General features: G+C 68.2%; 26 protein-coding genes. 8 read left to right on the forward strand and 18 right to left on the reverse strand.

Features of this window, described 5'->3' with window-relative positions:
* Positions 1–87 precede the first annotated feature (87 nt).
* A complete protein-coding gene (locus AC1REK_RS16820; protein ID WP_492269164.1) occupies positions 88–1,824 on the forward strand; it encodes a sensor domain-containing diguanylate cyclase in 1,737 nt (578 codons plus the stop codon).
* Between the two features lie 24 nt (positions 1,825–1,848).
* Here the strand turns inward: AC1REK_RS16820 and AC1REK_RS16825 are convergent, their stop codons facing one another.
* Positions 1,849–2,886, reverse strand: coding sequence for an L-idonate 5-dehydrogenase (locus AC1REK_RS16825; RefSeq protein ID WP_492269163.1), 1,038 nt, complete (start codon positions 2,884–2,886; stop codon positions 1,849–1,851).
* A 113-nt stretch (positions 2,887–2,999) separates the two neighbouring features.
* On the opposite strand from AC1REK_RS16825, the gene AC1REK_RS16830 reads away from it, so the two are divergent.
* Positions 3,000–3,767, forward strand: a complete 768-nt coding sequence (locus tag AC1REK_RS16830; protein ID WP_327522189.1) for an SDR family oxidoreductase — start codon at positions 3,000–3,002, stop codon at positions 3,765–3,767.
* 16 nt (positions 3,768–3,783) lie between these two features.
* On the opposite strand, the gene AC1REK_RS16835 is transcribed toward AC1REK_RS16830, so the two are convergent.
* The gene (locus AC1REK_RS16835; protein ID WP_492269162.1) at positions 3,784–4,524 is read right to left on the reverse strand and encodes a haloacid dehalogenase type II; all 741 of its coding nucleotides are present in this window, start codon (positions 4,522–4,524) and stop codon (positions 3,784–3,786) included.
* A gap of 210 nt (positions 4,525–4,734) precedes the next feature.
* On the opposite strand from AC1REK_RS16835, the gene gpmI reads away from it, so the two are divergent.
* A complete protein-coding gene (gpmI, locus tag AC1REK_RS16840) occupies positions 4,735–6,249 on the forward strand; it encodes a 2,3-bisphosphoglycerate-independent phosphoglycerate mutase (protein WP_492269161.1) in 1,515 nt (504 codons plus the stop codon).
* Between the two features lie 24 nt (positions 6,250–6,273).
* On the opposite strand, the gene AC1REK_RS16845 is transcribed toward gpmI, so the two are convergent.
* From AC1REK_RS16845 to AC1REK_RS16875, 7 genes are all read right to left on the reverse strand, one after another.
* Positions 6,274–8,208: an FUSC family protein gene (locus AC1REK_RS16845; protein WP_492269160.1), complete on the reverse strand. Its 1,935-nt coding sequence runs from the start codon at positions 8,206–8,208 to the stop codon at positions 6,274–6,276.
* 125 nt (positions 8,209–8,333) lie between these two features.
* Positions 8,334–9,230: a DUF6662 family protein gene (locus AC1REK_RS16850; RefSeq protein WP_492269159.1), complete on the reverse strand. Its 897-nt coding sequence runs from the start codon at positions 9,228–9,230 to the stop codon at positions 8,334–8,336.
* Between the two features lie 161 nt (positions 9,231–9,391).
* Positions 9,392–9,964 carry an NUDIX hydrolase gene (locus tag AC1REK_RS16855; RefSeq protein ID WP_492269158.1) on the reverse strand — a complete coding sequence of 191 codons (573 nt, stop codon included), beginning with the start codon at positions 9,962–9,964 and terminating at the stop codon, positions 9,392–9,394.
* An 8-nt stretch (positions 9,965–9,972) separates the two neighbouring features.
* Entirely contained in the window at positions 9,973–11,010 is a 1,038-nt protein-coding gene (locus AC1REK_RS16860; RefSeq protein WP_492269157.1) for a DUF3616 domain-containing protein, read from the reverse strand.
* 181 nt (positions 11,011–11,191) lie between these two features.
* Positions 11,192–11,647, reverse strand: coding sequence for a nucleoside deaminase (locus tag AC1REK_RS16865; protein WP_492269156.1), 456 nt, complete (start codon positions 11,645–11,647; stop codon positions 11,192–11,194).
* Positions 11,648–11,706: 59 nt separating this feature from the next.
* On the reverse strand, positions 11,707–13,317 hold the full coding sequence (aceB, locus tag AC1REK_RS16870; protein WP_492269155.1) for a malate synthase A: 1,611 nt from the start codon (positions 13,315–13,317) through the stop codon (positions 11,707–11,709).
* A gap of 154 nt (positions 13,318–13,471) precedes the next feature.
* Positions 13,472–14,158, reverse strand: a complete 687-nt coding sequence (locus tag AC1REK_RS16875) for an OmpW/AlkL family protein (protein WP_316017613.1) — start codon at positions 14,156–14,158, stop codon at positions 13,472–13,474.
* A gap of 228 nt (positions 14,159–14,386) precedes the next feature.
* Between AC1REK_RS16875 and AC1REK_RS16880 the strand changes: the two genes are divergently transcribed.
* A complete protein-coding gene (locus AC1REK_RS16880) occupies positions 14,387–14,674 on the forward strand; it encodes an SH3 domain-containing protein (RefSeq protein WP_492269154.1) in 288 nt (95 codons plus the stop codon).
* Positions 14,675–14,821: 147 nt separating this feature from the next.
* Here the strand turns inward: AC1REK_RS16880 and AC1REK_RS16885 are convergent, their stop codons facing one another.
* The 4 genes from AC1REK_RS16885 to ygfZ are packed head-to-tail and all read right to left on the reverse strand — an operon-like array spanning position 14,822 to position 17,653.
* On the reverse strand, positions 14,822–15,421 hold the full coding sequence (locus AC1REK_RS16885; protein ID WP_492269153.1) for a YfbR-like 5'-deoxynucleotidase: 600 nt from the start codon (positions 15,419–15,421) through the stop codon (positions 14,822–14,824).
* Between the two features lie 2 nt (positions 15,422–15,423).
* The gene (locus tag AC1REK_RS16890) at positions 15,424–16,131 is read right to left on the reverse strand and encodes a GNAT family N-acetyltransferase (protein ID WP_492269152.1); all 708 of its coding nucleotides are present in this window, start codon (positions 16,129–16,131) and stop codon (positions 15,424–15,426) included.
* 14 nt (positions 16,132–16,145) lie between these two features.
* On the reverse strand, positions 16,146–16,772 hold the full coding sequence (locus AC1REK_RS16895; RefSeq protein WP_492269151.1) for a DNA-3-methyladenine glycosylase I: 627 nt from the start codon (positions 16,770–16,772) through the stop codon (positions 16,146–16,148).
* A complete protein-coding gene (ygfZ, locus tag AC1REK_RS16900) occupies positions 16,769–17,653 on the reverse strand; it encodes a CAF17-like 4Fe-4S cluster assembly/insertion protein YgfZ (RefSeq protein WP_492269150.1) in 885 nt (294 codons plus the stop codon). Before ygfZ ends, AC1REK_RS16895 begins: the two co-directional genes overlap by 4 nt.
* Positions 17,654–17,901: 248 nt before the next feature.
* Between ygfZ and AC1REK_RS16905 the strand changes: the two genes are divergently transcribed.
* From AC1REK_RS16905 to AC1REK_RS16920, 4 genes are all read left to right on the forward strand, one after another.
* Positions 17,902–19,317 carry a pyridoxal phosphate-dependent decarboxylase family protein gene (locus AC1REK_RS16905; RefSeq protein WP_492269149.1) on the forward strand — a complete coding sequence of 472 codons (1,416 nt, stop codon included), beginning with the start codon at positions 17,902–17,904 and terminating at the stop codon, positions 19,315–19,317.
* A 212-nt stretch (positions 19,318–19,529) separates the two neighbouring features.
* Complete coding sequence (locus AC1REK_RS16910; protein ID WP_492269148.1) at positions 19,530–19,952, forward strand: YciI family protein; 423 nt, start codon at positions 19,530–19,532, stop codon at positions 19,950–19,952.
* A 72-nt stretch (positions 19,953–20,024) separates the two neighbouring features.
* Entirely contained in the window at positions 20,025–20,444 is a 420-nt protein-coding gene (locus tag AC1REK_RS16915; RefSeq protein WP_316017605.1) for a YciI family protein, read from the forward strand.
* 78 nt (positions 20,445–20,522) lie between these two features.
* On the forward strand, positions 20,523–21,845 hold the full coding sequence (locus AC1REK_RS16920; RefSeq protein ID WP_492269147.1) for an RNA polymerase sigma factor: 1,323 nt from the start codon (positions 20,523–20,525) through the stop codon (positions 21,843–21,845).
* Positions 21,846–21,892: 47 nt separating this feature from the next.
* Here the strand turns inward: AC1REK_RS16920 and AC1REK_RS16925 are convergent, their stop codons facing one another.
* From AC1REK_RS16925 to pdxH, 5 genes are all read right to left on the reverse strand, one after another.
* Positions 21,893–22,162 carry a hypothetical protein gene (locus tag AC1REK_RS16925; protein ID WP_066476165.1) on the reverse strand — a complete coding sequence of 90 codons (270 nt, stop codon included), beginning with the start codon at positions 22,160–22,162 and terminating at the stop codon, positions 21,893–21,895.
* Between the two features lie 188 nt (positions 22,163–22,350).
* Positions 22,351–22,794, reverse strand: a complete 444-nt coding sequence (locus AC1REK_RS16930; RefSeq protein ID WP_492269146.1) for a TIGR02301 family protein — start codon at positions 22,792–22,794, stop codon at positions 22,351–22,353.
* Positions 22,791–23,273: an NUDIX hydrolase gene (locus AC1REK_RS16935; RefSeq protein ID WP_327522170.1), complete on the reverse strand. Its 483-nt coding sequence runs from the start codon at positions 23,271–23,273 to the stop codon at positions 22,791–22,793. The genes AC1REK_RS16930 and AC1REK_RS16935 overlap by 4 nt, the downstream gene beginning before the upstream one ends.
* On the reverse strand, positions 23,270–23,992 hold the full coding sequence (locus tag AC1REK_RS16940; protein WP_066476462.1) for an SDR family NAD(P)-dependent oxidoreductase: 723 nt from the start codon (positions 23,990–23,992) through the stop codon (positions 23,270–23,272). Before AC1REK_RS16940 ends, AC1REK_RS16935 begins: the two co-directional genes overlap by 4 nt.
* A gap of 69 nt (positions 23,993–24,061) precedes the next feature.
* A complete protein-coding gene (pdxH, locus tag AC1REK_RS16945; RefSeq protein WP_316017601.1) occupies positions 24,062–24,676 on the reverse strand; it encodes a pyridoxamine 5'-phosphate oxidase in 615 nt (204 codons plus the stop codon).
* Positions 24,677–24,731 lie beyond the last annotated feature (55 nt).

Genomic DNA, 24,731 nt, shown 5'->3' on the forward strand with positions numbered 1-24,731 from the left:
CCGCTGCGTAAATAAAGCGTAAACCATATCGCCGCATGGTCGTATCGCCCTTCGATCCCCGGGCGGCGAGGCTGGAGATGGCTATCCATGCGTGTGCTCAATGCCTGGCGCAGCTGCGGCCTGCAGGCCCGCGTGCTCGTGCTGGTGCTAGCCACGCTGATCGGGATCGCGGTGCCGGCCTCCGGCATCTTCCTCTGGATCGTCAACGGCACGGTGGTGAAGCTCGGCACGCTGTTCGCCGAGAAGCAGATCCTGTTCGATCGCTATCGCGGGCTAGAAGCGCTGATGCGCGAGGTCTCGCTGGCCGAGACGGTGGCGCGCGCGCCGGTTATCGTCGAATGGGCGCAGGACGAGCATGATCCCGAGAAGGCCAAGCGCGGCCTCGCCGAGCTCGAGCACTACCGGCTGTCCTTCAATGATCGCAGCTATTTCGCGGTCGTCGACAAGAGCGGCAACTACTACTTCAACGACAAGGACAACAGCTACGAGCATAACCGGCTGCGCTACGTAGTCTCGCCGGATGCGCCGCAGGACGCCTGGTACTTCAAGACGCGGACGCTGGGCAAAGGCTGCCACCTCAACGTCAACCGCGACGAGACGCTCGGCGTCACCAAGGTCTGGATCAACTGCATCATCCAGAAGGACGGCCAGGTGCTGGGGCTGATCGGCACTGGCGTCGATCTCACCCAGTTCATCAAGGAGGTCGTCGAGTTCCCGCAGACCGGCGTCCAGAGCATGTTCGTCGACCTGCAGGGCGCGGTGCAGGCGCATCGCGACCCGCGCGTCGTCGATTTCCACAGTCTGACCAAGGACATCTCGGCGAAGAAGACGATCTTCCGCCTGCTTGACCGCGATACCGACCGCGAGGCGCTGGCCGGGATGATGAAGCAGGTCGCGCGCGGCGATACGCTCGTGCTCTCGCGCTTCATGCAGATGGAGGGGCGCGAGGTGCTGGTCGGCGTCGGCTTCCTCGACCGGCTGGGCTGGTTCAACGTCACGGTGATGGATGTCGACGCGATCATCGATCGCAAGCTCTTCATGCCGCTCGCAGGCCTGATCGCCGCGATCCTGCTTGCCGCCGCGACGCTGATGACCCTGTTGTTCAAGCGCAAGGTGCTCGACCGGCTCGCCTGGGTCGAGCAGGGGGTGGCGCGGCTGCGCGGCGGCGATTTCAAGGCGACGGCGCGCGAGGACGGCCATGACGAGATCGCCCGCCTGGCCCACGCCTTCAACGAGATGGCGCAGGCGGTCGGTGACAATACCGGGCGGCTCGAGGCGATGGTGCGCGAGCGCACCGAGCAGCTGGAACGCCTGGCTCAGTACGACCCGCTGACCTCGATCCTGAACCGGCGCGGCTTCGACCACGCTTTCGCGCGCGAGCAGAACCGGGCGCGGCGCGAGGGCAAGCCCTGCGGGCTGATGATCGTCGACCTTGACCGCTTCAAGCGCGTCAATGACGAGTATGGCCACCGTGGCGGCGACGAGGTGCTGGTCGCCTGCGTGCAGCGGATGTCGTCGGTGCTGCGCAACTACGATGCCTGCGCCCGCTGGGGCGGCGACGAGTTCATCCTCTTGATCAGCGGCTGCGATGCGGCTGCGCTGTCTGCGATCGCGGCTAAGCTCGGGGCGAATCTGCGCGATGCGCCGGTGCCCCTCGCCGATGGCCGGATGGTCGCGGTGACCGCCAGCATCGGCGCGGTGCTGGTCGGCGACGATGAGAGCCTTTCCGACGCGACGGCGCGGGCGGATGCGGCGCTCTACGAGGCCAAGCGCAATGGCCGCGACGGCTTCGTGCTTCACAAGTCGCCGCTGCGGGCGGCGTAGCCGCAGCTCTAGGCCTCAGTCCCTTCAGTCGAAGGCGAGCTGCACCTTCATCGCCTTCGATTTGTCGGCGGCAAGATCGAAGGCCTCGACGGCACGCGCGATCGGGATCGAGGCGGTGAGCAGCGGCGAGAGGTCGATCCGGCCCGAACCGATCAGTGCCACCGCCCAGTCGAACTCCTCATGGAAGCGGAAGGAGCCGCGCAGGTCGAACTCCTTGGCGACGACGACGTTCATCGGCAGGGTGAAATTGCCGCCGACGCCGATCTGGATGATGACGCCGCCGGGGCGGACGACGTCGAAGGCGCCGGTCAGCGCGTGCTGGTTGCCGGAGGCCTCGAACATCACGTCGAAGCTGCCCTTGTCGGCGCCGTAATCGGCCTTGAGTCGGTCCGGCTCGGCCATGACGTTGATCGCGGCGGTGGCGCCCATCTTGAGAGCGATCGGGAGCGGCCCGTCGACCACGTCGGTGACGACGATCTCGCTGGCGCCGGCGGCGCGGGCGGCGACGACGGTGAGGACGCCGATCGGCCCCGAGCCTGTGACCAGCACCCGCTTGCCGAGCAGCGGGCCGGCGCGCTTGGCCGCATGCAGGCAGACTGCTAGCGGCTCGGCGAAGGCCGCCTGTGCCGCGCCGATATGGGCGGGAAGCTTCACCGCCTGGCGCTCCTCGATGACGAGCTCCTCGCGAAAACCGCCCTGGACATGGGGAAAGCGCATGGCGCTGCCATAGAACAGCATGTCCAGGCAGTGCTGCTGTTGGCCGGTCTGGCAGTAGCGGCAGCGCCCGCAGGCCCGGCTCGGATTGACGGCGACGAGATCGCCGGGCGCGACACGCGAGACCTCGGCGCCGACCGCCTCGACGATGCCGGCGATCTCGTGCCCGAGGATCATCGGCTCGCGCACCCGGATCGTGCCGAAGCCGCCATGCAGGTAATAATGCAGGTCCGAGCCGCAGATGCCGCCGGCCTTGACGCGAACGCGGACGTCGAGCGGGCCGAGTTCGGGAGTGACGGTCTCCTCGACACGGAGATCCTTCTCGGCATGGATGATGACGGCGCGCATGGAAACTCTCCCTGGGGGACCAGCGGCTATGCGGTCCCGGCGATTGTCTAATCGTTTTAAAACGCTTACCCAAGCCGGGACGAGGTGCCAAGCCACGAGACCGGGAGGATAGGATGTCGCTCAATCTGTTCAAGCTTGATGGGCGTATCGCCCTCGTCACCGGCTCCGGCCAGGGCATCGGCCTCGCCATGGCGGAAGGCCTCGCGGCAGCCGGGGCGCATGTCGTGCTGAACGGGCGTGACAAGGCCAAGCTCGAAGCCGCGCAGGGCGCGATTGCCGCCGCCGGGCACAAGGTCTCGATCGCCCCATTCGACGTCACCGACCAGAAGGCGGTGGAGGCCGGCGTCGCCGCGATCGAGGCCGAGATCGGCCCGATCGACATCCTGATCAACAATGCCGGCACGCAGAAGCGCGGCGCCTTCGTCGACTTCCCGGCTGAGGACTGGCATTTCCTCGTCGCCACCAATCTGCATTCGGTGTTCTACGTCACCCAGGCGGTGGCGAAGCGCATGGCGCCGCGCAATCGCGGCAAGATCGTCAGCATCGGCTCGGTGATGAGCAAGCTCGGCCGGCCGACCATCGTGCCCTATACCGCGACCAAGGGCGCTGTCGCGCTGATGACGCAGGGTCTCGCTGCCGAGCTCGGCAAGCACAACATCCAGGTCAACGCGATCGGCCCCGGCTACATCGTCACCGAGCTCAACAAGGCGCTGATCGCCGACGAGACCTTCTCGAACTGGGTCAAGAGCCGCACACCGGTCGGGCGCTGGGGCGAGACCAGGGAGCTGATCGGCGCGGCGATTTTCCTGTCCTCGGAAGCCTCCGACTATGTCAGCGGCCATCTGCTGATGGTCGATGGTGGCCTGACCAGCGTGGTCTGACGACGCGGCGGCGCCGTCAGCGCCTCGCGGCCACGTAGGGCACGAGCTCGGTCAGCGCCGAGATGGTGAGATCGGCGGGCTCGTCGAGCTGCTCGGGCTGCATGCGCAGCGCCTTGAACATAGCGGCGGGCCCGATCGCGCCGCCCGCCAGTTCGGCGCGCAGCGCGGCCTGCGTGATCCGCTCGATGCGGGCGACGGTGAGGCCATAGGCCTTGGCGCCGGCAATGTCGAAACCGTTGGAGGAGACGAACAGGATCTCCTCGCGCAAGAGGCCGAGCCTGTCCTCGACGAGGCGGTAGCCCCGCTGGTCGGGCTTGTAGGCCCTGATCTCGTCGACGCTGATCACTGTCTCCAGCAGGCCCTCGATCCCAGCGTGCGTGGTGAGGTTCGCCAGCATGGACGGGCTGCCATTGGAGAAAATGGCGAGCCGTGTCGGTGCGAGGCCTTTCAAGGCGTCGAGCGCTTCCGGGTAGAGGGCGAGCGCGTCATAGGCAGCGGCGATGCGGGCGAGAAGCTCGGGCGTCGCTTCGAGCCCGAGCGTCCGCAGCGTGAAGTCTAGCGAGGCCCGGGTGACGCTCCAGAAGTCCTCGTAACGACCCATCAGCGAGCGCAGCCAGGTGTATTCGAGCTGCTTCAGCCGCCAGATCTGGGTGATCGTGCCGCCATGGCCGGGAAACGCCGCTTCGGTCAGCCCTGCGACGGACTGCACGTCGAAGAGCGTACCATAGGCATCGAAAACGACGGCCTTGATCGGCATAGTGTTTCCTTCCGTCACCCTGTCTTGTCATCCCGGGCGACCGCAGGGAGACCCGGGATCCATGCCTGAACCGTTCCGGAATGGATCCCGGCTCTGCACCGCTTCGCGGCTTGGCCGGGATGACTAGCTTCTGGATGATAGCGCTCGCCTTGGCCGCGCGGAGCGTGATATCCGCACAAGCACCTTTTCGCAGATGCACAGGTTGCCAAGATGTCCAGCCGCCCCGTCATGCTGATGATCCTCGATGGCTGGGGCTGGCGCGACGACGCGAACAACAATGCCGTCCTTCTGGCGAAGACGCCGAATTTCGACCGGTTCTGGAGCTCCTCGCCGCACGCCTTCCTGCGCACCAGCGGGCTCGATGTCGGCCTGCCCGAAGGGCAGATGGGCAATTCCGAAGTCGGCCATCTCAATCTCGGCGCCGGCCGTGTCGTGATGCAGGACCTGCCGCGCATCAACCAGGCGATCACGGACGGCAGCCTGAAGCAGGCGCTGGAAGCCAGCGGCCTGATCGCCAAGCTGAAGGCGAGCGGCGGCACCTGCCACCTCGTCGGCCTGGTCTCGCCGGGCGGCGTGCACGCCCATCAGGACCATGCGGTGGCGCTGGCGAGGCTCCTGGCGGAGGCCGGTGTTCCGGCCGTGATCCATGTCTTCACGGATGGCCGCGATACGCCGCCGCGCTCGGCCGGCGACTATGTCGCGGCGCTCGAGGCGGCCCTGCCGGCGCAGGTCAAGATCGCGACCCTGTCCGGCCGCTATTACGCGATGGACCGCGATAATCGCTGGGAGCGGGTCGAGCTCGCCTGGAAGGCGATGGCGCTCGGCGAAGGTGAGCAGATGCCGACCGCAGCCTCGGCGATCGAGGCTGCCTATGCCGCCAATGTCAGCGACGAGTTCATCAAGCCGGCGGTGATCGCGGGCTTTGGCGGCATGAAGGATGGCGACGGGCTGCTCAGCTTCAATTTCCGGGCCGACCGCATCCGCGAGATCCTGGCGCCGCTGTTGTTCGTCGAGTTCAGCGGCTTCCCGCGGCCCAAGGCGCCGAAACTCGTGGCCGCCGTCGGCATGACCTCCTACAGCTCCGAACTCGATCCGCTGATGCCGGCGCTGTTTGCGCCGCAGAGCCTGGCGAACGGGCTCGGCGAGACGGTGGCTGCGGTCGGGCTGAAGCAGATCCGCTTCGCCGAGACCGAGAAGTATCCGCACGTCACCTATTTCTTCAATGGCGGGCGCGAGGAACCCTATGAGGGCGAGGCGCGCAGCATGACGCCGTCGCCGAAGGTCGCGACCTATGACCTCCAGCCGGAGATGTCGGCGCCGGAGCTGACGGAGAAGGTCGTCGCCGCGGTCGAGAGCGGGACATACGACCTGTTCGTGCTGAACTTCGCCAATCCCGACATGGTCGGCCATACCGGCGTGCTGGCGGCGGCGATCAAGGCGGTCGAGACGGTCGATGCTGGCTTGGGCAAGATCGCGGACGCGATCCTCGCCAAGGGCGGCGCGCTCTTCGTGACGGCCGATCACGGCAATGCCGAGCTGATGGTCGATCCGGTGACCGGCAATCCGCACACCGCGCACACCACCTTCCCGGTCCCGGCAATGGTGATCGGCAGCGATGCCAAGGCGCTGGCCGAAGGCCGCCTCGCCGATGTCGCGCCGACGCTGCTCGCCTTGCTCGGGCTGAAGCAGCCGGTCGAGATGACGGGCGCTTCGCTGCTGCGCTGACGCCGGCTGGTCCTTCTGGCGGGATCAGCCTGCTGCGACTGCTGCGCCGCTCTGGGTAAAGAACGAGCCCTGCGCGGCGAGGGCGCGGCTCGCGGCACGCATCGATTCCGCCTCTCCGCGTCCGATTTCGTCGAAGCGGCTCGCGAGCTCGTCCAGGGCCTGCACGGCTCGGCCGGGTTGCTGCGCCGCATTGGCGATGCGCGCCAGCGCCAGCCGGATGGCGTGCGCCGTCGCCGGCGGGAGATCGGTTTCCGCCAGCATGGCGCGCAGCCGCAGCACCGCCATGCCGACTGCGAACACGGCGATGCCGCCATCCTCCTGGGTGCTCGCCCGCTCGCCCGCCTGCTGCGATAGGCGCACCAGCCGCAGCAGCCGGTGATTGAGCCGGGCCCGCCAGGTCGCGGCGCGCAGCGCCGCCTCGGGCGCGCTGCAGAGATCCTGCAACTCCTTCAGCATCATGCCGGCGAGCACCTGCAGGCGCTGGCGCGCATCGGTCGGGAAGATGGTGCGGAAGGCAATCAGGGTCAGGAACGGCGCCGACACCACGGCGAGCGCGGTGAAGACAGTGCTGGCCAGATCTCCCTTCAGCGGCAGAGCCGGCTGGGAGAGCAGCAGCAGAGCCATGCAGTAGTCGATCGAGCCCAGCATCGTCCGCCGGTGCGCCATCGGCAGCGCGCCGATCATGATGAAGGGCATCAGCATCAGGACGAGTTCGAGCTCGCTCGTTGCGTGCGGCCAGACCAGCCAGCGGCAGGCGAGCGCGGCGAGGGCGCCGCAGGCCTGTCCGACCAGCACCTTGCGCATGATCAGCGCCGGATTCTCCCAGGTCGAGAACAGCGTCACCATCACCGAGGTGCCGAGTAGCAGCAGGGCGCCCGCCTGCCAGCCGGTGACTACCCAGATCGTGCCCAGGCCCAGCATTATGCCGCCGGCGCGCAGGGCGGCCTGGCGGGCGCCGACCCAGTCGCGATGCAGGATGACCGGGTGCTCGATGCGGGCCGGCCGGACCTCGCCGTCGCTGACGCCGACCCGCTCCTTGGCGGCGGCCTCGAGGCGCAGGATCGCATCCTGCAGGGGCGGATGTTCAGCCGAGAGATCGGCGGCACGTTCGAGCAGGGGTAGAACCTCGGCGACCGGTGCTGCGGCTTCCAGCGCGTCGGCAGCCTGTTCGAGCAGTTCCTGCACTGGTGCGGCGCGCAGCGTTTCCGGCGCCGCCCTGAGCCAGACCAGGGTCGAGACCAGGGCGGAGATCAGGCTGCGAATGCTGCGGGCCGAGCGCCGTGAGCGGAGCGAGCCGGCGCCGTGCGGCTCCAGCGCCTCGTCGAGCAAGGCGAGCTGTCGCAGGATCTGCCGCTGCTCCTCGGCGCCGGGTTTCGTCCCCGAGAGCAGGGTCGCGAGCTGGCGCAGCACGTGGATCGCCAGTTGCCGCGCTTCGCCGGCGACGGCGTCCTCGCCCTCCTTCGGCGCGAAGAGAAGGCCGACGATGAGGGCCGTCACGATCCCGGTCAGCACGGTCAGCAGCCGGTCCGCCGCCAGAAGGAGGATATGGTCGGGGTGGCCGATATCGAGCAGCACCACCATTGCCGCCGAAAAACCGGCGATGAGGGCGCCATAGGAGACGAAGCCGCGCAGCAGATTGCCGGCGAAGGCGCAGAGCCCGACCCAGAGCGCCAGCCCGAGCATGACCGGGAGCGGCTGGCCACCGGAGAGCAGCATCAGGAGGACACCGACCGCGGTGCCGGCGAGCGTGCCGACGCCGCGGAAGAAGGCCTTTTCCACGAGCATGTTGCGGGCCGGTTGGGCCGAGGCGAAGACGGTCATCGCCGACCATTGCGGGTGCTCGAGCCCGAGCGCCCAGGCGGCCAGCAGCGCGAGGCAGGCGGCGAAGCAGGTGCGCAGCGTGAAGCCGAGGCGCCCGGTATCGAAACCGAGCCTGGTGAGGGCGGGAAGGGCGTTCATGGCATGCGGCACTGCATCAGGCTTGCCGCGGGGGCGGCGGAATCCGCTCCCAGCTTTCCACCACGGCAGCGGGTTTGTCACCGCGCGTGGCGGGCGCCGCCAATACACATTGCCGCGTGGCGGGCTCAGAAGCTGTAGGCCACCTTCAGCTTCAGCAGGTGCTGGCTGAAATTGGTGATGTCGAGATTGCCGGGCTGGCCCTTGGCCTTGCCGGCGAGCTGGACATTGTAGGCCGCCGAGATCGCCAGCGCCTTCGTCGCCTGCCAGTAGACGCCGGGTCCGGCGAAGGTGGCGTAGCCGACATTGTCACCAAGGCCGAGCGCGTCCTGGCGGCGCTGATGGCGGAGTTCCGCGCTGAGATAGATCCCGTCGACAACCTGCCAGGAGAGCGAGCCGGCGAGCGTCAGGGTCGACGAGCGCTGATAGGGGCTCGGGCCGGTCCAGGTCAGGTCCTGGGAGAGGTTGAGGGCGGCATAGAGCTTGCCCCGGATGAGGGCCGTGTCGGCGAAGAGGCGCAGGCCGGTGTTGTAGGTGGTGAAAGGGCCGGCGCCGCTCGGGTCGGTGCGGTTGAAGCTGGGATCGACGATCACTGTGAGGCCGATGCCGTTGCGATCGCGGCCGAGCAGGCGGTACTTCATCTCGAGGCCGGCGCCGAGGCTGCGCGTATCGGCTTTCGCGCCAGCGATGGTCGCGTCGGTGTAGCCGCCGAGCAGGTAAGGGCCGATCTCGACGCAAGGGACGAGGCCGTAGGAGCCCTGCAATTGCAGGCCATGCGCCGCCTGGCGGCCATCGCGGACGCCGAAGCCGCCGCCATAGCTCAGGCTGGCGCCGAAGGAGCCGGGATCGGCGACCTCCGAGCCCGTGGTGAAGCCGAAGGCATCGATCGGGATGCTGTCGCTCTCGGTGCAGGCCGAGGGCGGCGGCGCGGCCGGCGCCGTCCTGCCGGCGGGCAGGTCTGCGGCGAGAGCGGGTACAAAAGCTGCAGATGCGGCAAGGGCGAGGAGAGCGAGCCGGAGCGGCATGCGACGGGCGCTTTCGAACGGGAACGAGCTGTCAGTCGCGCCAGCATGCGCCCACGCATTCGCTGCCGCGAGAGGTTGGCCGGAGCGAACGCCGCATTGCGCCGGATTGTTGCCGCCGCGCAACATCGAAGAGGGGAGGGCGGGCGCGTCGATGCCCGAGTTCAGGCGGGCGGTGCCAGCGCCTGCAATCGCACGAAGGCGACCGGCGCGATCTCCGCCAGTTCCGCGACCGGTTTCCAGGCGGCGGCATGGACCTCCTCTTCCTGCGCAACCAGCGGCAAGGCGGGGTCGGCCAGGAAGAGATATTGCAGGTCGTGATGGATATGGGCGGGCTCGCCGCGCGAGGGCTTGCCGGGTACCTCATGGCTGTCGATGGCGAAGGGCAGGTCCCCGCCCTGATGCCAGGGGTGCAGGGAGAGACCGGCGACACCAGTCTCCTCGACAGCCTCGCGCGCCGCCGATTCGTGGAAGCGCGGCGCCGGCTCGTAATGCCCGCCGGGCTGGAGCCAGCGGCCGATCACGACATGGTCGATCAGCAGGATGCGGGCGTGGTCCGGCGAGAGCACGAAAGCGCTGGTGGTGACGTGCCCGGGAAAGGTGTCGCGTTCGTCGAGGGCGTGGCGCTCGCCGATCTGCCAGCGCAACAGGGCGAGATGCTCGCGCGGGCCGGCGACCTCGGCGCGATAGCGCGTCACCAGCGGCTCGAGACGGCCGAGGAAGTCGAGATCGGTCATCGGAAAGCTCAGGGCAGTTGCAGGCGATAGCGCTCGAAGCCGCCATTCTTGGCGCCGTCATAGCCGACGATGACATCGAGCCGGCCGCCGCGCTGCCCGAGGATCGTCACTGCTTCCGCCTTGAGGCCGGCGCGCTCGGGCAGGTCGCCCAGCAGCCTGGTCCCGTCGGGCTTGATCGGGTCGACCAGCAGGAGGGAGTAGGGCAGGGCCTGCTCGGCCGCTGGCCCGACCAGGGCCAGCAGGCGCCCGTCAGGCAGGGCGGCGAGATCGCGGATGCCGCGGTCGCGCTCGGCGGGAATGGTGACCACCGTCGGGACGACCGTCGCCGGCGCATTGCCGGGAGCGAACAGGGCATCGACCGGCGCGCCGACCAGGAAGGCCTTTCCGGCAAGCGAGGGCGCGCGCAGGCCGGCCCACAGTATCGGGCCGGTGACGGCGACGCCTTCGAGATTCATGCCGTTCTCGTCGTTCAGCGCCCTGCCGAAATAGGGGGCGGCATCGCCGGCCTGGCGCAGCATGTCGCTCAGCCGGTAGGTCAGCTCGATCTTGCCGTACGGCGTGCCGGCTTCGTCGACCCTGAGGCGGGCGAGATGGAAGGCCGACAGCCGGAACTCGCCCTTATTGCGCGAGCAGCCATGGGAGCCGGCGACATAGAAGGCGCCGGCCGAGAAGGTGACGGCCTCGCCATCCAGCTCGGCGAAGGGGCCGGCTTCCTTGCAGATGCCGCTCGGTGGGGTTCCCAGCGTCGAATCGGAGGGTTTGTCGCCGATCAGCGGCACGGTCGCGCCCGGCGTGACGCGATTCTCGGCGATCTGGGCGAATTGCGCGAAGGAGCCCTCGTCATTGATCACGAGGCAGCGCAGCGTCCCGGTCGCGGATGGCATGCAGGCGAGACCACTGAGATCGACCGCCGTCTTGCCAGGCTTCTTGCCGGAGAAGTCGCCATCCGCCCGCAGGCGCTGTTCGGGCTTAAGCGTGATGGCGGCAGCGATGGCGGGACAGAACAGCGTCGAGGCGAACAGGAGGGAAAGCAGGCGTGACGACATGGGGTGTCCAAGCGGCGGCGGAGAATCAGGCAAGCATATCAGCGAGCCCGGAAATGGCTCGCCCGCAGCCTCGCGGATTGCAAGGCTGCGGGCCAGTCTAGGCGGGAAGGCGCGCCGGAGCGAGCGGCTCGGCGCAGATCCGACCATTATCGCAAAGCCCGTCCGCGTTCGGGAACGGGAACTAGCGGCGCCTGCCGGCCCATTCTTCGTAGAGGCCGGCCTCGCCCTGCGGCCGCAAGGGGCGCAACGGCAGCGATTGGGTCTGCGGCTCCCGGGCCATCTCGGCATAGACCCTGGCGGTTGAGAGGCCGAAATCCTCGCCGTCCTCGTTCGAATAGGCGAAGAAGGCCGCCTTGACCCCGGTCATGTGCATGGCGGCGAGGCACATCGGGCAGGGATGGCCGCTGGCATAGATGGTGGCGCCATCGAGCCGGGGCGAGCCGAGCGCCGCGCTCGCCTGCCGGATGGCCTCGAGCTCGGCATGGGTGGTCGGGTCGTTGGTCTCGTGGATGCGGTTGACGGCGCGGGCGACGACGACGCCATCGCGGACGAGAACGGCGCCGAAGGGGCGCCCGCCCTGCAGGGCATTGTCGCGGGCGAGCGCCACGGCCTCGCGCATGAAGTCTTCGTCGGACATTGGCTGCTCCCGCTGTTCGGGGACCGGCGGGCGCCGCATCGGCGACGCCCGCCGGAGGATCAGCCGAGTTTGGCGTAAGCGGGGACGGTCAGGAAGTCCTCGAATTCCGGGGCGAGCGAGAGCTTGGAAAACAGCTCGATCGCCTCCGGGAAGCGGCCCTTGTCATAGGTTTCCGCGCCTAGTTCGCCCCTGACCCGTTCCATTTCCTCGGGCATGCAGCGCTTGAACAGCTCGGCGCTGACCTTGGTGCCGCCGTCGACCTCGACGCCGTACTGGACGAACTGCCAGATCTGGGCGCGGCTGATCTCGGCGGTCGCGGCGTCCTCCATCATGTTGTAGATCGGCACGGCGCCGCGGCCGCGCAGCCAGGCCTCGAGATACTGCACGCCGACGCGGATGTTCTCGCGGAAGCCGGCCTCGGTGCGGGTGCCCTCATGCACTTCCAGGAGGTCCGCGCGGCCGACATTGACGTCCTCGCGCTTCTTGTCGAGCTGGTTCGGCTGCGGCATCAGCCGGTCGAACACCTCCATCGCCACCGGGACGAGGTCGGGATGGGCGACCCAGGTGCCGTCATGGCCGTCGCCGGCCTCGCGCTCCTTGTCGGCCTTGACCTTGGCGAAGGCGGCGGCATTGGCCTCCGGATTGTTCTTGACCGGGATCTGGGCGGCCATGCCGCCCATGGCGAAGGCGCCGCGGCGATGGCAGGTCTTGATCAGCAGCAGCGAATAGGCGCGCAGGAAGGCCTTGGTCATCACAACCTGCGAACGGTCGGGCAGGACGAAGGCCTTGTTGCGGGCGAGCTTCTTGATGAAGGAGAAGATGTAGTCCCAGCGGCCGCAATTGAGGCCGGCCATGTGCTCGCGCAGCTCGTAGATGATCTCGTCCATCTCGAAGGCGGATGGCAGGGTCTCGATCAGCACGGTCGCCTTGATCGTGCCGGCCTTCAGGCCGAGCGCGTTCTGGGCGGCGACGAAAACGTCGTTCCACAGGCGCGCCTCGAGATGGCTCTCGAGCTTGGGCAGGTAGAAATAGGGGCCCGAGCCCTGGGCCAGGGACGCCTTGGCGTTGTGGAAGACATAGAGGCCGAAATCGACGAGCGCGCCCGAGGCGATCTCGCCGTCGATCTCGATGTGCCGCTCAGGCAGATGCCAGCCGCGCGGCCGGATGATCAGGACGGCGGGCTTGTCCTTGAGCTTATAGGCCTTGCCGGTGGTGGCGTCGGTGAAGTCGATCTTGCCGGCCCAGCGGTCCTTCAGATTGATCTGGCCTTCGACCATATTGGCCCAGACCGGCGAGGAGGCGTCCTCAAAATCGGCCATGAAGACCTTGGCGCCGGAGTTCAGCGCGTTGACGATCATCTTGCGGTCGACCGGGCCGGTGATCTCGACGCGACGGTCCTGCAGGTCGGCGGGGATGGCTGCGACCTTCCAGTCGCCCTCGCGGATATGCTTGGTCTCGGCCAGGAAATCCGGGGTCTCGCCGGCGTCGAAACGCTTCTGGCGCTCGGCCCGCACGGCCATCAGGCGCTTGCGCGTCTCGTTGAAGCGGCGCTGCAGATCGGCGACGAAGGCGAGCGCGTCATGGCTCAAGACCTCGTCATAGCGCGCGGCGAGGGCGCCCTTGACGACGACGCCCTTGGGCAGTGAGAGGCTGGGCGCGGGGTTGGACATGGCAGGCTCCTTCAGGCGTTCGAACGCTTACGGGAGCATTATGCGCCGGATTATTTTATCCAGAAGTGCAGGAAATTGCCGAGGACCTTTTCCGGAATGAACAAGACGAGCCGCCGCCCGCTGGACGGCGACCCGGTCTGGCGCGCCTGACGGATCAGAACCGGTAGGTGACGCCGGTGCCGAAGATCCAGGGGTCGATCTTGGCCTTGCCGGTGATCACACCATTATTCACCTTCACCTTGGGCTCGAGGAAGATCTTCTTCACGTCGAAGTTGATGCCCCAGTGCCGGTCGATCATGATGTCGACGCCGGCCTGCAGGGCGAAGCCGAACGAATCCTTGAGGTCGAAGCTGTTGAAGCCGCCCTTGGCCTTCTCATCGAAGAAGACGGTGTAGTTGATGCCGGCGCCGACATAGGGCTTGAAGGCCCCGATCGGGTCGAAATGGTACTGCAGGGTCAGGGTCGGCGGCAGCAGCCAGGCGGAGCCGATGCGGGCGCCCGCGAGAGAGCCCGCGCCCTTCACATTATGCGGGGTGACGCCGAGGATGAGCTCGACCGCGATGTTGCGGGTGAAGAAGTAGGTGATGTCGAGCTCGGGCACGACCGAGGTCGAGATCTCGACATCGCCGCCGACGATCGGCACGCCGCCGGCCCGCAGGCTGGCCGATTCCTGCGGCATCACGACGAGCGCGCGGCCGCGGATCATCCAGGGGCTCCAGGGATCGATCGCAGTCATCGAGGGCGCGGCCTTGCGCGAAGGCAGGTCGGAGGCGGCGGCGCCGAGTGTCGTCGCGCCCAGGAGCGCAGCTGCGAGCGAGGCGAGGGCGATACGAGACGTCATCGGAAGGGATCCTGCACGGTGGGGCCGCTTGAGGCGGTGCAGATCGGTTCGACCATGCAGGTGGGCGCCTGATCTTTGACCTCTGTCAAAGATCAGGGCCGGGACGGCGGAACCGGGAAGAGCGTGGCATTTTCGTGACAATGCCGTCGCGAAAACCGCTCTGGCGGCGACATGGCTTCGGGGCATGGCCGGCCCGGACGTCGGCGCGACGAGATGAAGGATCCCAGAATGACCGCCACCCGCCTCGGACTTCTCGCCGCCACACTCGTCGCCGGGCTGGCCGCAGGTCCGGCCCTTGCCCAGAATCGCTGCGCCGTGACCGATCCGACCGGCACGCCGCTGAACATCCGCGAGACGCCGAATGGCGACATCATCGGCCGCGTCACCAATGGCGTCGGCGTCCGGGTGGTGAACTCCAGCTTCGACGAGCGCGGCCGGCCCTGGGTGCTGATCCGCCCGCGCGGCACGAGCCAGGTCGTCGGCTGGGTCTATCGCGAGTTTGTTTCCTGCTATTGAGGCCGCGGCAAACTCTACTCCGGCGGCCGTCCGTCGCGACCTTCTGCGCTTCCGGTGCTCACGGACTAATGTCCGCTGCGCTCCGGTTCTCGAAGATCAGGACGGCCCGATTCACCGGAGCGCGTTTCCCGCTGGCCTCAAGGCCTCTCAGCCGGACAGGATCGCGAACCGCGCCAGGAAGGCCTGCTGCGCCACTTCCGTCGGCTCGGGCTTCAGCAGCTCCAGCACCTCGCGCGGCAGCGCCTGAGGCCGGCCGAAGAAGCGCAGCGCCTCGGCCCGCTCGAAGCCGGCGAGCTCGGTCGCCTCCAGGAAGGCGGCGACGTGGTCGGCCTCCTTGGTCTTGCGCTTCACCAGCGCAGGTGTCGCCGCCGGCAGGGAAAAGCGCAGATGGATCGCGCCGAGCAGGCGCCGCTCGACGCCCTTGTAGGCATCGCCCATCACCGCCTTGAACGGCGAGATCATGTCGCCGATGACGTATTCCGGCGCATCGTGCAGCAGCGCCATTAGCCGCCATTCTCGCGGCCAGTCGGGGTTGAGATGGCCGGCGATCGCCTCGACCAGCAGGGAATGCTGCGCGACCGAGAAGGAGTGGGCGCCGCGGGTCTGGCCGTTCCAGCGGGCGACGCGGGCGAGACCATGGGCGATGTCCTCGATCTCGACATCGAGCGGCGAGGGATCGAGCAGGTCGAGCCGCCGGCCCGACAGCATGCGCTGCCAGGCGCGCGGAGGGGCTGGGGGCTTCGCCATGGTCAGTCGGCCGGCGCTGTTTCTGTCGATGCGATGGACTGGCGCGACGCCCTGATATCGTCAAGGCTCGCGCGCGGCCGTCCCTCCGGCAGGAAGTTGTCGTCGCTCAGCCAAGCCTCGATCGCCTCCCGGTGCAGGGGCCATTCGTCATCCAGGATCGAATGCCAGGCGACATCGCGCGGTGCTCCCTTGACGATCGCGGCGCGGCGCCAAACGCCTTCCTGGCGAAAGCCATAGCGTCCGGCGGCACGCAACGAAGCCGCATTGCTCGCAGCGCAACGCCAGACCATCCGCCGGTAGCCGAGATCATCCATGGCGTGCCGGATGAGAAGGTAGATCGTTTCGGTCGCCGCGCGGGACCGCTGCAGGCGTGGAGAGAACCAGATGCTGCCGATCTCGATGGCGGCGTCGACAGGGTACACGTCGCAAAGGGACAACCAGCCCTCGACGCGGCCGCTGGAATGGGGCCGCACAGCCCAGAATGGCTGGTCGTCGCGGGAGGACAGATCCGTGATCAGCGCGGACAGGGCTTCGATCGTCGCAGGCGGCCCATAGCGCAGGAACGACCAGGACGCCTCGGCGTCTGCCGCCGCTTCCCACAGCTCGTGCAGATGGTCCTGTCCCAGGGGCTCGAGCGTGACGTGGTTCCCCCGGTGGACGCAGCGTTCGGGAAAGGGCCAGCGACGCAGGGCCTGCGCATCCTTCGACATCCAGCTTGCCCCGCCTAGCGGCTGTCGCGGGCGAGCGCCGCGCATTCCTGCCAGCGGAAGCAGCCGGTGAGATGGTCGTTGACCATGCCGCAGGCCTGCATCACCGCGTAGACGATGGTCGGGCCGCAGAAGGTGAAGCCGGCAGCCTTGAGCTCCTTGGAGATCGTCTTCGACACGGCGGTCTCCGCCGGCACCCCCTCATGGGTCCGGAAGGTATTCTGGATCACCCGGCCGTCGAGATGCTTCCAGAGGAAGTCGGTGAAGGGCTGCTTCTCGCTGATATCGAGATAGGCCCGGGCATTGCGGATCGTGCCCTCGATCTTGCCGCGATGACGGACGATGCCGGCATCGGCCAGCAGGCGCTGGACGTCGGCCTCGCCGAAGCGCGCGACCTTCTCCGGCTCGAAGCCGGCAAAGCCCGTGCGGAAGGCGTCGCGCTTGCGCAGGATGGTGATCCAGGACAGGCCAGCCTGGAAACCGTCGAGCATCAGCTTTTCCCAGAGCGCGCGGGAATCGTATTCCGGCACGCCCCATTCGGTGTCGTGATAGGCGAGGTAGAGCGGATCGCTCCCGGGCCAGACGCAACGATATTTGCCGTCCGGTCCCTGGATCGCCTCGCGCCCGCTGATGACGTCGCTCATGCCGCGGCTCCGAATTCAGGCTCGCCCGGGAAGGGGAAGCGGATGAAGGCGGGCTTCTGCAGGGTGAAGGCGAGGCCGCCGGCATCGAGCTCATGGCCGGCAGCGAGCGCATCCGCCACCCGGTCGAGCCGGAGCAGGGCAAGGCCGCGCCCCCTGGCGCAGGAGCCGACGCGGCCGAGCAGCTTGCCGCCGGCGCTGGCCTCGACGCCGTCCTCAGGGTTCAGGCCGTCGCTGAAGACCACCGGCACGACACGCGAGCGCGCGGTGCCCCGGTGTTGCATGCGCGAGACCACCTCCTGGCCGATGAAGCAGCCCTTCTTGAAGGAGACGCCGCCGAGTTGGTCGAGCAGCGCCTCGTGCGGGAAGGTGTCGCCATAGGCGAAGTCGCGCCCGCCATCGGGAATGCCGAGCGCGATGCGGCGGGCGTGATAGTCGTCCATCTCGCCGCCGGCGATCTCCTCGACGCCGTCGCGGTCGGTGATCGCCCGGTCGCCGAGCTCCGGCAGGCGCGGATCGGCATAGCGCAGCCCGGCCTCCTCCGGCAGGCGGCCGCCATCGCCCGCGACGATGACGGCGGTGCTTTCGGTGAGGTCGTCCAGCGCCACCTTGGCACGCAGCTTGTAGAGTTTCAGGCGCTTCATCAGATCGGCAGTCTGGAGGAGCGGGCAATCGAGCAGGAAGCCGCCGCCATCCTCCTCCGGCACGGCGACGACGAGAAAATCGCCGATGATCTTGCCCTGCGGTGTCAGCAGCGCGCCGTAGCCGGCCTTGCCGGGCGTCACCTCGTCCATCTCGTTGGTGACGATGTTCTGCAGAAAGTCGCGGGCATCGTCGCCGCTGACGCGGATGACGCCGCGGTCGACCAGTCTAATCGCCGGCATGTCGGACCTTACGCTTCGTGGTGGCTGCGGCTGGGCGCCGTTCGCTGGGGATAGTTAGGTCGCTTCGGCGCCGTCCTCAACCAGTCCCGCGCCGGCAATGGCGATGGCGATGCGGTTTTCCCTGGGCTCGCCAGAAAACGGGTGCCCTCGGGCAGGCAAGCGATGAGGCCGAGGGGCCCTCCACGGCCTGCTGACAATGGCTCCGTTCCTGCCAGAATGGCCTTCGCCAACGTCATGGAGGCCGTGCCATGCCGAAGCCGACCTTCGATCAGACCGAACTGTTCAGCGATGCGGCACGGCGGGCCGCATTCTTCCGCGAGACATTGCCGGATCGGCGGCAGCGGCCGTTGGCCGACTATGGCGAGATGCTGCGCAGCCTTGCAGCACCGACGCCGGAAGCGGGTCTGCAGGCCGACGAGGTGATCGGAGAGCTCGACGAACAGATGCAGCCCGGGCTTCACGCCATGGCGGGCCGGCGTTTCTTCGGCTGGGTCATCGGCGCGTCGCATCCTGTCGGCGTCGCGGCCGACTGGCTGGCCAGCGCCTGGGGCCAGAACGCTGGCAATCATCAGGCATCGCCGGCGGCCGCCGCAACGGAAACCGTCGCGGCCGGCTGGCTGCTCGACCTGCTCGGACTGCCGCGGGAAGCGTCCGTCGGCTTCGTCACCGGCGCAACGGTCGCCAACTTCGTTTGCCTCGCGGCGGCGCGTAGCGAGGTGCTGCGGCGCGTGGGCTGGGATGTCGAGGCGAACGGTCTGTTCGGCGCGCCGCCGATCAAGGTGGTGATCGGCGACGACGCGCACACCACGGTGTTCTCGGCACTGCAATTGCTCGGGCTCGGCCATGACCGCGTCGTCAGGGTCGCGACCGATGCACAGGGGCGGATAGAGGCCGAGGCCTTCGCCGTGGCGCTCAAGGCCAGCGAGGGGCCGGCGATCGCGGTACTGCAGGCCGGCCAGATCAATACGGGCGCCAGCGATCCTTTCCGCCGGCTGATGCCGTTCGCGCACAGGCACGGGGCCTGGATCCATGTCGACGGAGCTTTCGGGCTCTGGGCGCGTGCCAGCGCGCAGACAGCCGAACAGGTCGCCGGTGTCGAGGAGGCCGATTCCTGGGCGACCGATGGCCATAAGTGGCTGCAGACGCCCTATGATTCCGGCTACGCGATCATCCGCGACAGCCAGGCGCATCGCCGCGCGATGACGGCGGCGGCGAGCTATCTGCCTGAGGTCGCGGCGGGCGAGCGCGATCCCAGCCATTTCGTGCCGGAGCTGTCGCGGCGGGCGCGGGGCTTTCCCAGCTGGGCGATGATCCGCCATCTCGGCCGGGCTGGCATCGCGGCGATGATCGAGCGGCACTGTGCCCTGGCACGCCGCATCGCGCAGGGTCTCGAGAGCGCGCCGGGGATCAGTGTCCTCAACCAGGTCTGCCTGAACCAGATCGCTGTGCGCTTCGGCTCGGAGCTGCCGGTCGCGGAGGGCGATGCGCTGACGCAGGCGGTGATCGCCCGGCTGCAGGCCGACGGCACCTGCTTCGCGGGGGGCGCGAGGTGGCGCGGCCGCGCGATCATGCGGCTCTCGGTGATCTCGTGGCAGACTGATACCGCGGATGCCGACGCCACGGTGGCCGCGATCCTCTGCGCCTGGCGCGCCTGCCGCGGCTGAGTTCAGCCGCGGCCCTGTCCCGCTCGCCGCCTCCATTTCGACGCGCCGACGATGGCAGCTTCCGCTGCTGCAAAAAAAATGCGCCCGGATCTGAAAAAAGTTTCGGCGGCCTGTCGATCTCGCCGCGCCTCGTTCGACGTGAAGGCAGAGGGCAGGAATTCTCCTGCTCCGGACACCAAGGCAAAGCGAACCCTAGAGGCAGGAGAAGACGGATGCGCGTCATGGTTCTGGTCAAGGCCGACAAGGACAGCGAAGCCGGCGTGATGCCGAGCGAGGACATGCTCACCAAGATGGGCGCCTATAACGAGGAGCTGGTGAAGGCCGGCGTGATGCTGGCGATGGACGGGCTTCATCCGAGCGCGAAAGGTCTGCGCATGCGTTTCTCGGGCGCGGAGCGGATGATCACCGACGGCCCCTTCACCGAGACGAAGGAGCTGCTCGCCGGGTTTTGGATCTGGCAGGTCCGTTCCTTCGACGAGGCGATCGAATGGCTGAAGCGCGCGCCCTTCGACGGCGGCACCGAGATCGAGCTGCGGCCGGTCTTCGAGATGGAGGATTTCGGCGAGGTGCTGACGCCGGAATTGCGCAAGCAGGAGGAGCGGGTGCGCGCCGAGGCGGCGAAGCTCGCCAGCTGAACTAATCCCCCTGTCAAAGAATGGCCGTAGCGCAGCTCGGCCGGTCCGTTCACCGACCCAAGGAGAATTCCGATGCGTTTCATGATTCTGGTCAAGGCGACCAAGGACAGCGAAGCCGGCGCACCGCCGAGCCAGGAGCTGCTCGAAGCGATGATGGCTTACAATGAGGAGCTGGTGAAAGCCGGCATCATGAAGGGCGGCGATGGCCTGCAGCCGAGCGCGAAGGGCGTGCGCGTGCAGTTCGACGGGCCAAAGCGCGCCGTCGTCGACGGCCCCTTCGCCGAGACCAAGGAGCTCGTCGCGGGCTACTGGCTCTGGGAATGCGCCTCGCTCGACGAGGCAATCGCCTGGGTCAAGCGCTGCCCCAATCCGATGCCCGGCCCTTCCGAGATCGAGATCCGGCCGCTCTACGACCTTGCCGATTTCGGCGAGATCGTCACGCCGCAGACCGAGGCGACCTGGCAGCGGCTCAAGAGCGAGATCGGCGACTAGAGGCGTTAAGCCGCCCGGCGGCCGCCGTCGCCCGGGCGGCTTGCCAGCCGGCGATCCTGATGCTGTCTATCGCAGCCGATGTCGGCGAGCGATACACACCGCACTATCGAGACGGTCTTCAGGATCGAGGCTCCCAAGCTGATCGCCGGGCTGGCGCGCGTCACCCGCGACGTCGGCCGGGCGGAGGAGCTGGCGCAGGACGCGCTGGTCGCGGCGCTGCAGCAATGGCCGGGCGAGGGCGTGCCGCGCAATCCCGGCGCCTGGCTGATGCAGGCCGCCAGGCACCGCGCCCTCGATGGGCTGCGCCGCGACAAGATGCTGAAGCGCAAGCACGAGGAGATCGGCCGCGATATCGACGAGGAGGCCGATCCGATCGCCGAGCTCGAGGAGGCGCTCGACGACGAGGTCGGCGACGACCTGCTCAGGCTGATCTTCACCGCCTGCCATCCGGTGCTGGCGGTCGAGGCGCGGCTCGCGCTGACGCTGCGCCTGATCGGCGGTCTGACGACCGAGGAGATCGCCCGCGCCTTCCTGGTGCCGGAGCCGACCATGGCGCAGCGCCTGGTGCGGGCGAAGAAGGCGCTGGCCGAGGCGAAGGTGCCTTATGAGGTGCCGCACGGGCCGGAACTCGCCGAGCGGCTCGGCTCGGTGCTCGAGGTCGTCTACTTGATCTTCAACGAGGGCTATGCCGCGACTGCCGGCGAGGATTGGGTGCGCCCGGGGCTGTGCCAGGAGGCGATGCGGCTCGGGCGCATCCTCGCCGGGCTCGCGCCGCAGGAGCCGGAGGTGCACGGCCTCGTCGCGCTGATGGAGTTGCAGGCCTCGCGCCTGCGTGCCCGGATCGGCCAGGATGGCCAGCCGGTGCTGCTGCTCGACCAGAACCGGGCGCTCTGGGACCATCTGCTGGTCAATCACGGCCTCAAGGCGCTGGAGACGGCGCGGGGGCTGGCGCCGTTGCCGGGGTCTTACGTCCTGCAGGCGGAGCTTGCGGCCTGCCATGCCCGGGCTCGCAAGGCGGAGGACACCGACTGGGCGCGGATCGCGGCGCTCTATGGCGTGCTCGGCGCGCTGACGCCCTCGCCGGTGATCGAGCTCAACCGGGCTGTGGCGGTCGCGATGGCGGAGGGGCCGGCGGCCGGGCTCCTGCTGGTCGATGCGCTGGCCTCGGCCCCGGCGCTGAAGAACTACCACCTGCTGCCGAGCGTGCGGGCCGATCTGCTCGGCAAGCTCGGCCGCCATGACGAGGCGCAGGCCGAGTTCATCCGTGCTGCCGGCATGACCAGGAATCAGCGCGAGCAGGCCCTGCTGCTGGCGCGGGCGGAGAAGGCGGGTGTTGCCGGGAAGGGCGAGAGCAGCGGACCGAAAAGTGGAAGCCACTTTTCGGGTGAATCCGATGTTTAAACGAAAGGCTGGATCGCCAGCTTGCGTCCTATAGGGCGCGCGGCGATCTAGTGGCGCGTGCCGGTCGTGAAGGTGCCGGTGCGGAGCTTTTCCGGCAGGGCCTCGGCGAACACGGCGGTCGCTTCCTCGCCATAGGTCTCGACCAGTGTCCGCATCGCCGCGAACAGGGCGGCATGGGCGAGCGCATCGGAATCGAGCCCGTCCTGACGCCCTTCGACGAAGGCGTCCTCGATGTAGCAGTAAGCGACGCGGCGAGCGTCCCTCACATCTTCGGCGAGCAGCGGGTCGAGCGGCAGATCGTCGGAGAGAACGGACATGAAGGCTTCAGAACCCGGCAGGCGACAACGTGGCGCGGTTTCGATCGGACATGCGATTCGGGCGTGTCCAGTTCGAGCGATGATCCGAAAGTTTATAGGTGGAGCCACCGCCGGGCGCCATCATGGTCTTTAAGAAAGGTTAATTTGCAGGGGAGAGTTTTGAAGATGTGCGGCATTCTGGCACAGAATCAGCCGCCGAACCGCCCGGCCAGGGCCCGCGCCAGCTTCTCGCCCTCGCCGGCGAGGCGGGCGGACGCCTCCTGGCTGCCTTCGCCGCAGACCCGGTGCGTCGCCGAATAGGCCCGGAAACCGCGGTTATAGGCGCTCGCCAGCCGCTCGCGCCGCTGCGGGCCGCGCCCTTCCGATTCGAGCAGCGCCGCCATGCGCTCGCGCCAGTCCTGCGCCTCGCGGGCGCCGCACAGGGTGCGCAGATAGGCGAGCGAGCCCATGATCTCGGCGAGCTTGAGCAATTGCGGCTCATAAGGAGGCGGGGGTGCCTCGGGCTCGGGCGCCGGCGCCTCCTGACGCTGCGAAGCGGGCGGAGACTGGCGCGGCTGATTCGGCTGGCTCAAGGCCGGCCCGCCGGCGAGGAGCGCGCAAAGCAGGGCCGAGCCGAGGCGCCGCGCCGTCATGGGCCGCCGGTCTCCTTCGCGAAGATGGCGGCGGCGCGGCGCAGCACGTCGCCGAGTTCGCGCGTCGTCGGAATGCCGCCGAGCCGCAGCGGATCGGCCCACATCACGGCGCCGGCTTCAGGCCCGGGCTTCGGCTCGCCTTCGAGCCATTCCCCGACGAAGGAGGCGACGACGAAGTGATGCGTCACGGCGCCCTGCGGATCGCGCCCCATGATCTCGACATGGCGGTTGAAGCCGATGATCCGGGCGCTGACGCCGACCTCCTCCTCCAGCTCGCGCAGGGCCGCGGCCTCGAGGTTCTCGCCGAGCTCGACCTTGCCGCCGGGCAGCGACCAGAGCTGGTCGGCCGGAGGCTTGGTGCGGGTCGCGAGCAGCACCTTGCCGTCACGGAAGACGGCGACCGAGGCGGCCAGAACCGGCCGCACCGGCTGCTTGCCGGCCGCCGGGAAGGGGATGATGCGGCCGCCCTGTGCGCTCAAACGTGCTGCCCGCCATTAATGTGCAGCTCGGCGCCGGTGACGTAGCTCGAGGCGTCGGTGCAGAGGAAATAGATCGCCTTGGCGACCTCCTCGGTCTTGCCGAGCCGCTGCATCGGCAGCTTCTCGACGATCTTTTCGGTGCCGGGCGAGAGGATCGCGGTGTCGATCTCGCCGGGCGAGATCGCGTTGACGCGGATGCCGAGCGGCCCGAAATCGGCCGCCATCTCGCGGGTCAGGCTGGCGAGAGCCGCCTTCGAAGTGGCGTAGGCGGCGCCGGCGAAGGGATGGACGCGCGAGCCGGCGATCGAGGTGACGTTGACGATCGTGCCCTTGGCCGCGGTCAGTTCGTCGAGCAGGCCGCGCGCCAGCATGATCGGCGCGAAGAAATTGACCTGGAAGACCTTGTGCCAGTCGTTGAACGAAGTCGTCGCCGCGCCGAGGCGCGCGCCGCCGGCGCCCTTCGGCGAGATGCCGGCATTGTTGACCAGCGCATGGAGCTTGCCGCCCTCGGCGGCGAGGCGCTTCTTGATCTCGGCGATGCCGCGCATCGTGTCCTCGGGGTCGCCGAGATCGATCTGGACATGATCATCGGCGCCCGACGGCCAGGGGCACTTCTCCGAGAAGGCCTGGCGCGAGCAGGAGAGGATGCGCCAGCCCGCCATCGCGAACTGCATGACGGTGGCATGGCCGATGCCGCGGCTGGCACCGGTCAGCAGCATGACCGGGCGCTTGCCCGGCTCGGTCTTCGGAAAGTCGAATTTCGGCATCGGCATGTCGTGGGACTTCCCTCAGGGGTAGAGGCGGGTCTTCGTCCACGCCTCGCTCGGCGAGGCGCGGCGGAAGACGATGCGATCGTGCAGGCGGAAGGCGCCATCGCGCCAGAATTCCATATACACCGGCGTGATGCGAAAGCCCGTCCAGTGCGGCGGGCGCGGAATCTCGCCGACGCCAAACTTCAGCGCGTAGCTTGCGACCGATTTTTCCAGAGCGAACCTGCTCTCCAGAGGCCGCGACTGCTGCGAAGCCCAGGCGCCGATCCGGCTGTCGCGCGGGCGCGACTGGAAATAGGCATCGGCCTCGGCGTCGCTGACCAGCGCGACCGGGCCGCGGATGCGGATCTGGCGGCGCAGGCTCTTCCAGTGGAACAGCGCCGCGGCCTTGTTCTGGCCGAGCAGTTCCTCGCCCTTCTGGCTCTGCGTGTTGGTGTAGAAGACGAAGCCGTCGGGCCCGCGGCCGTTCAGCAGGACCATGCGGACATTGGGCAGGCCGTCGGCGTCGACGGTCGCGAGCGCCATGCCGTTGGGGTCGTTCGGCTCGGAGGTCTTGGCCTCCTCGAACCAACTCTCGAACAGGGCGAAGGGCTCGCTGGCCTCGGTGAAGTCACCGCTCGTTAACGCATTCACGTGCTTAATCCTCGAAGGTTTCAGGAAGCGTCGGGCGAGCGCGATCCGTAATGCG

The organism is Allobosea sp. GW823-FHT02B03, assembly GCF_058797755.1.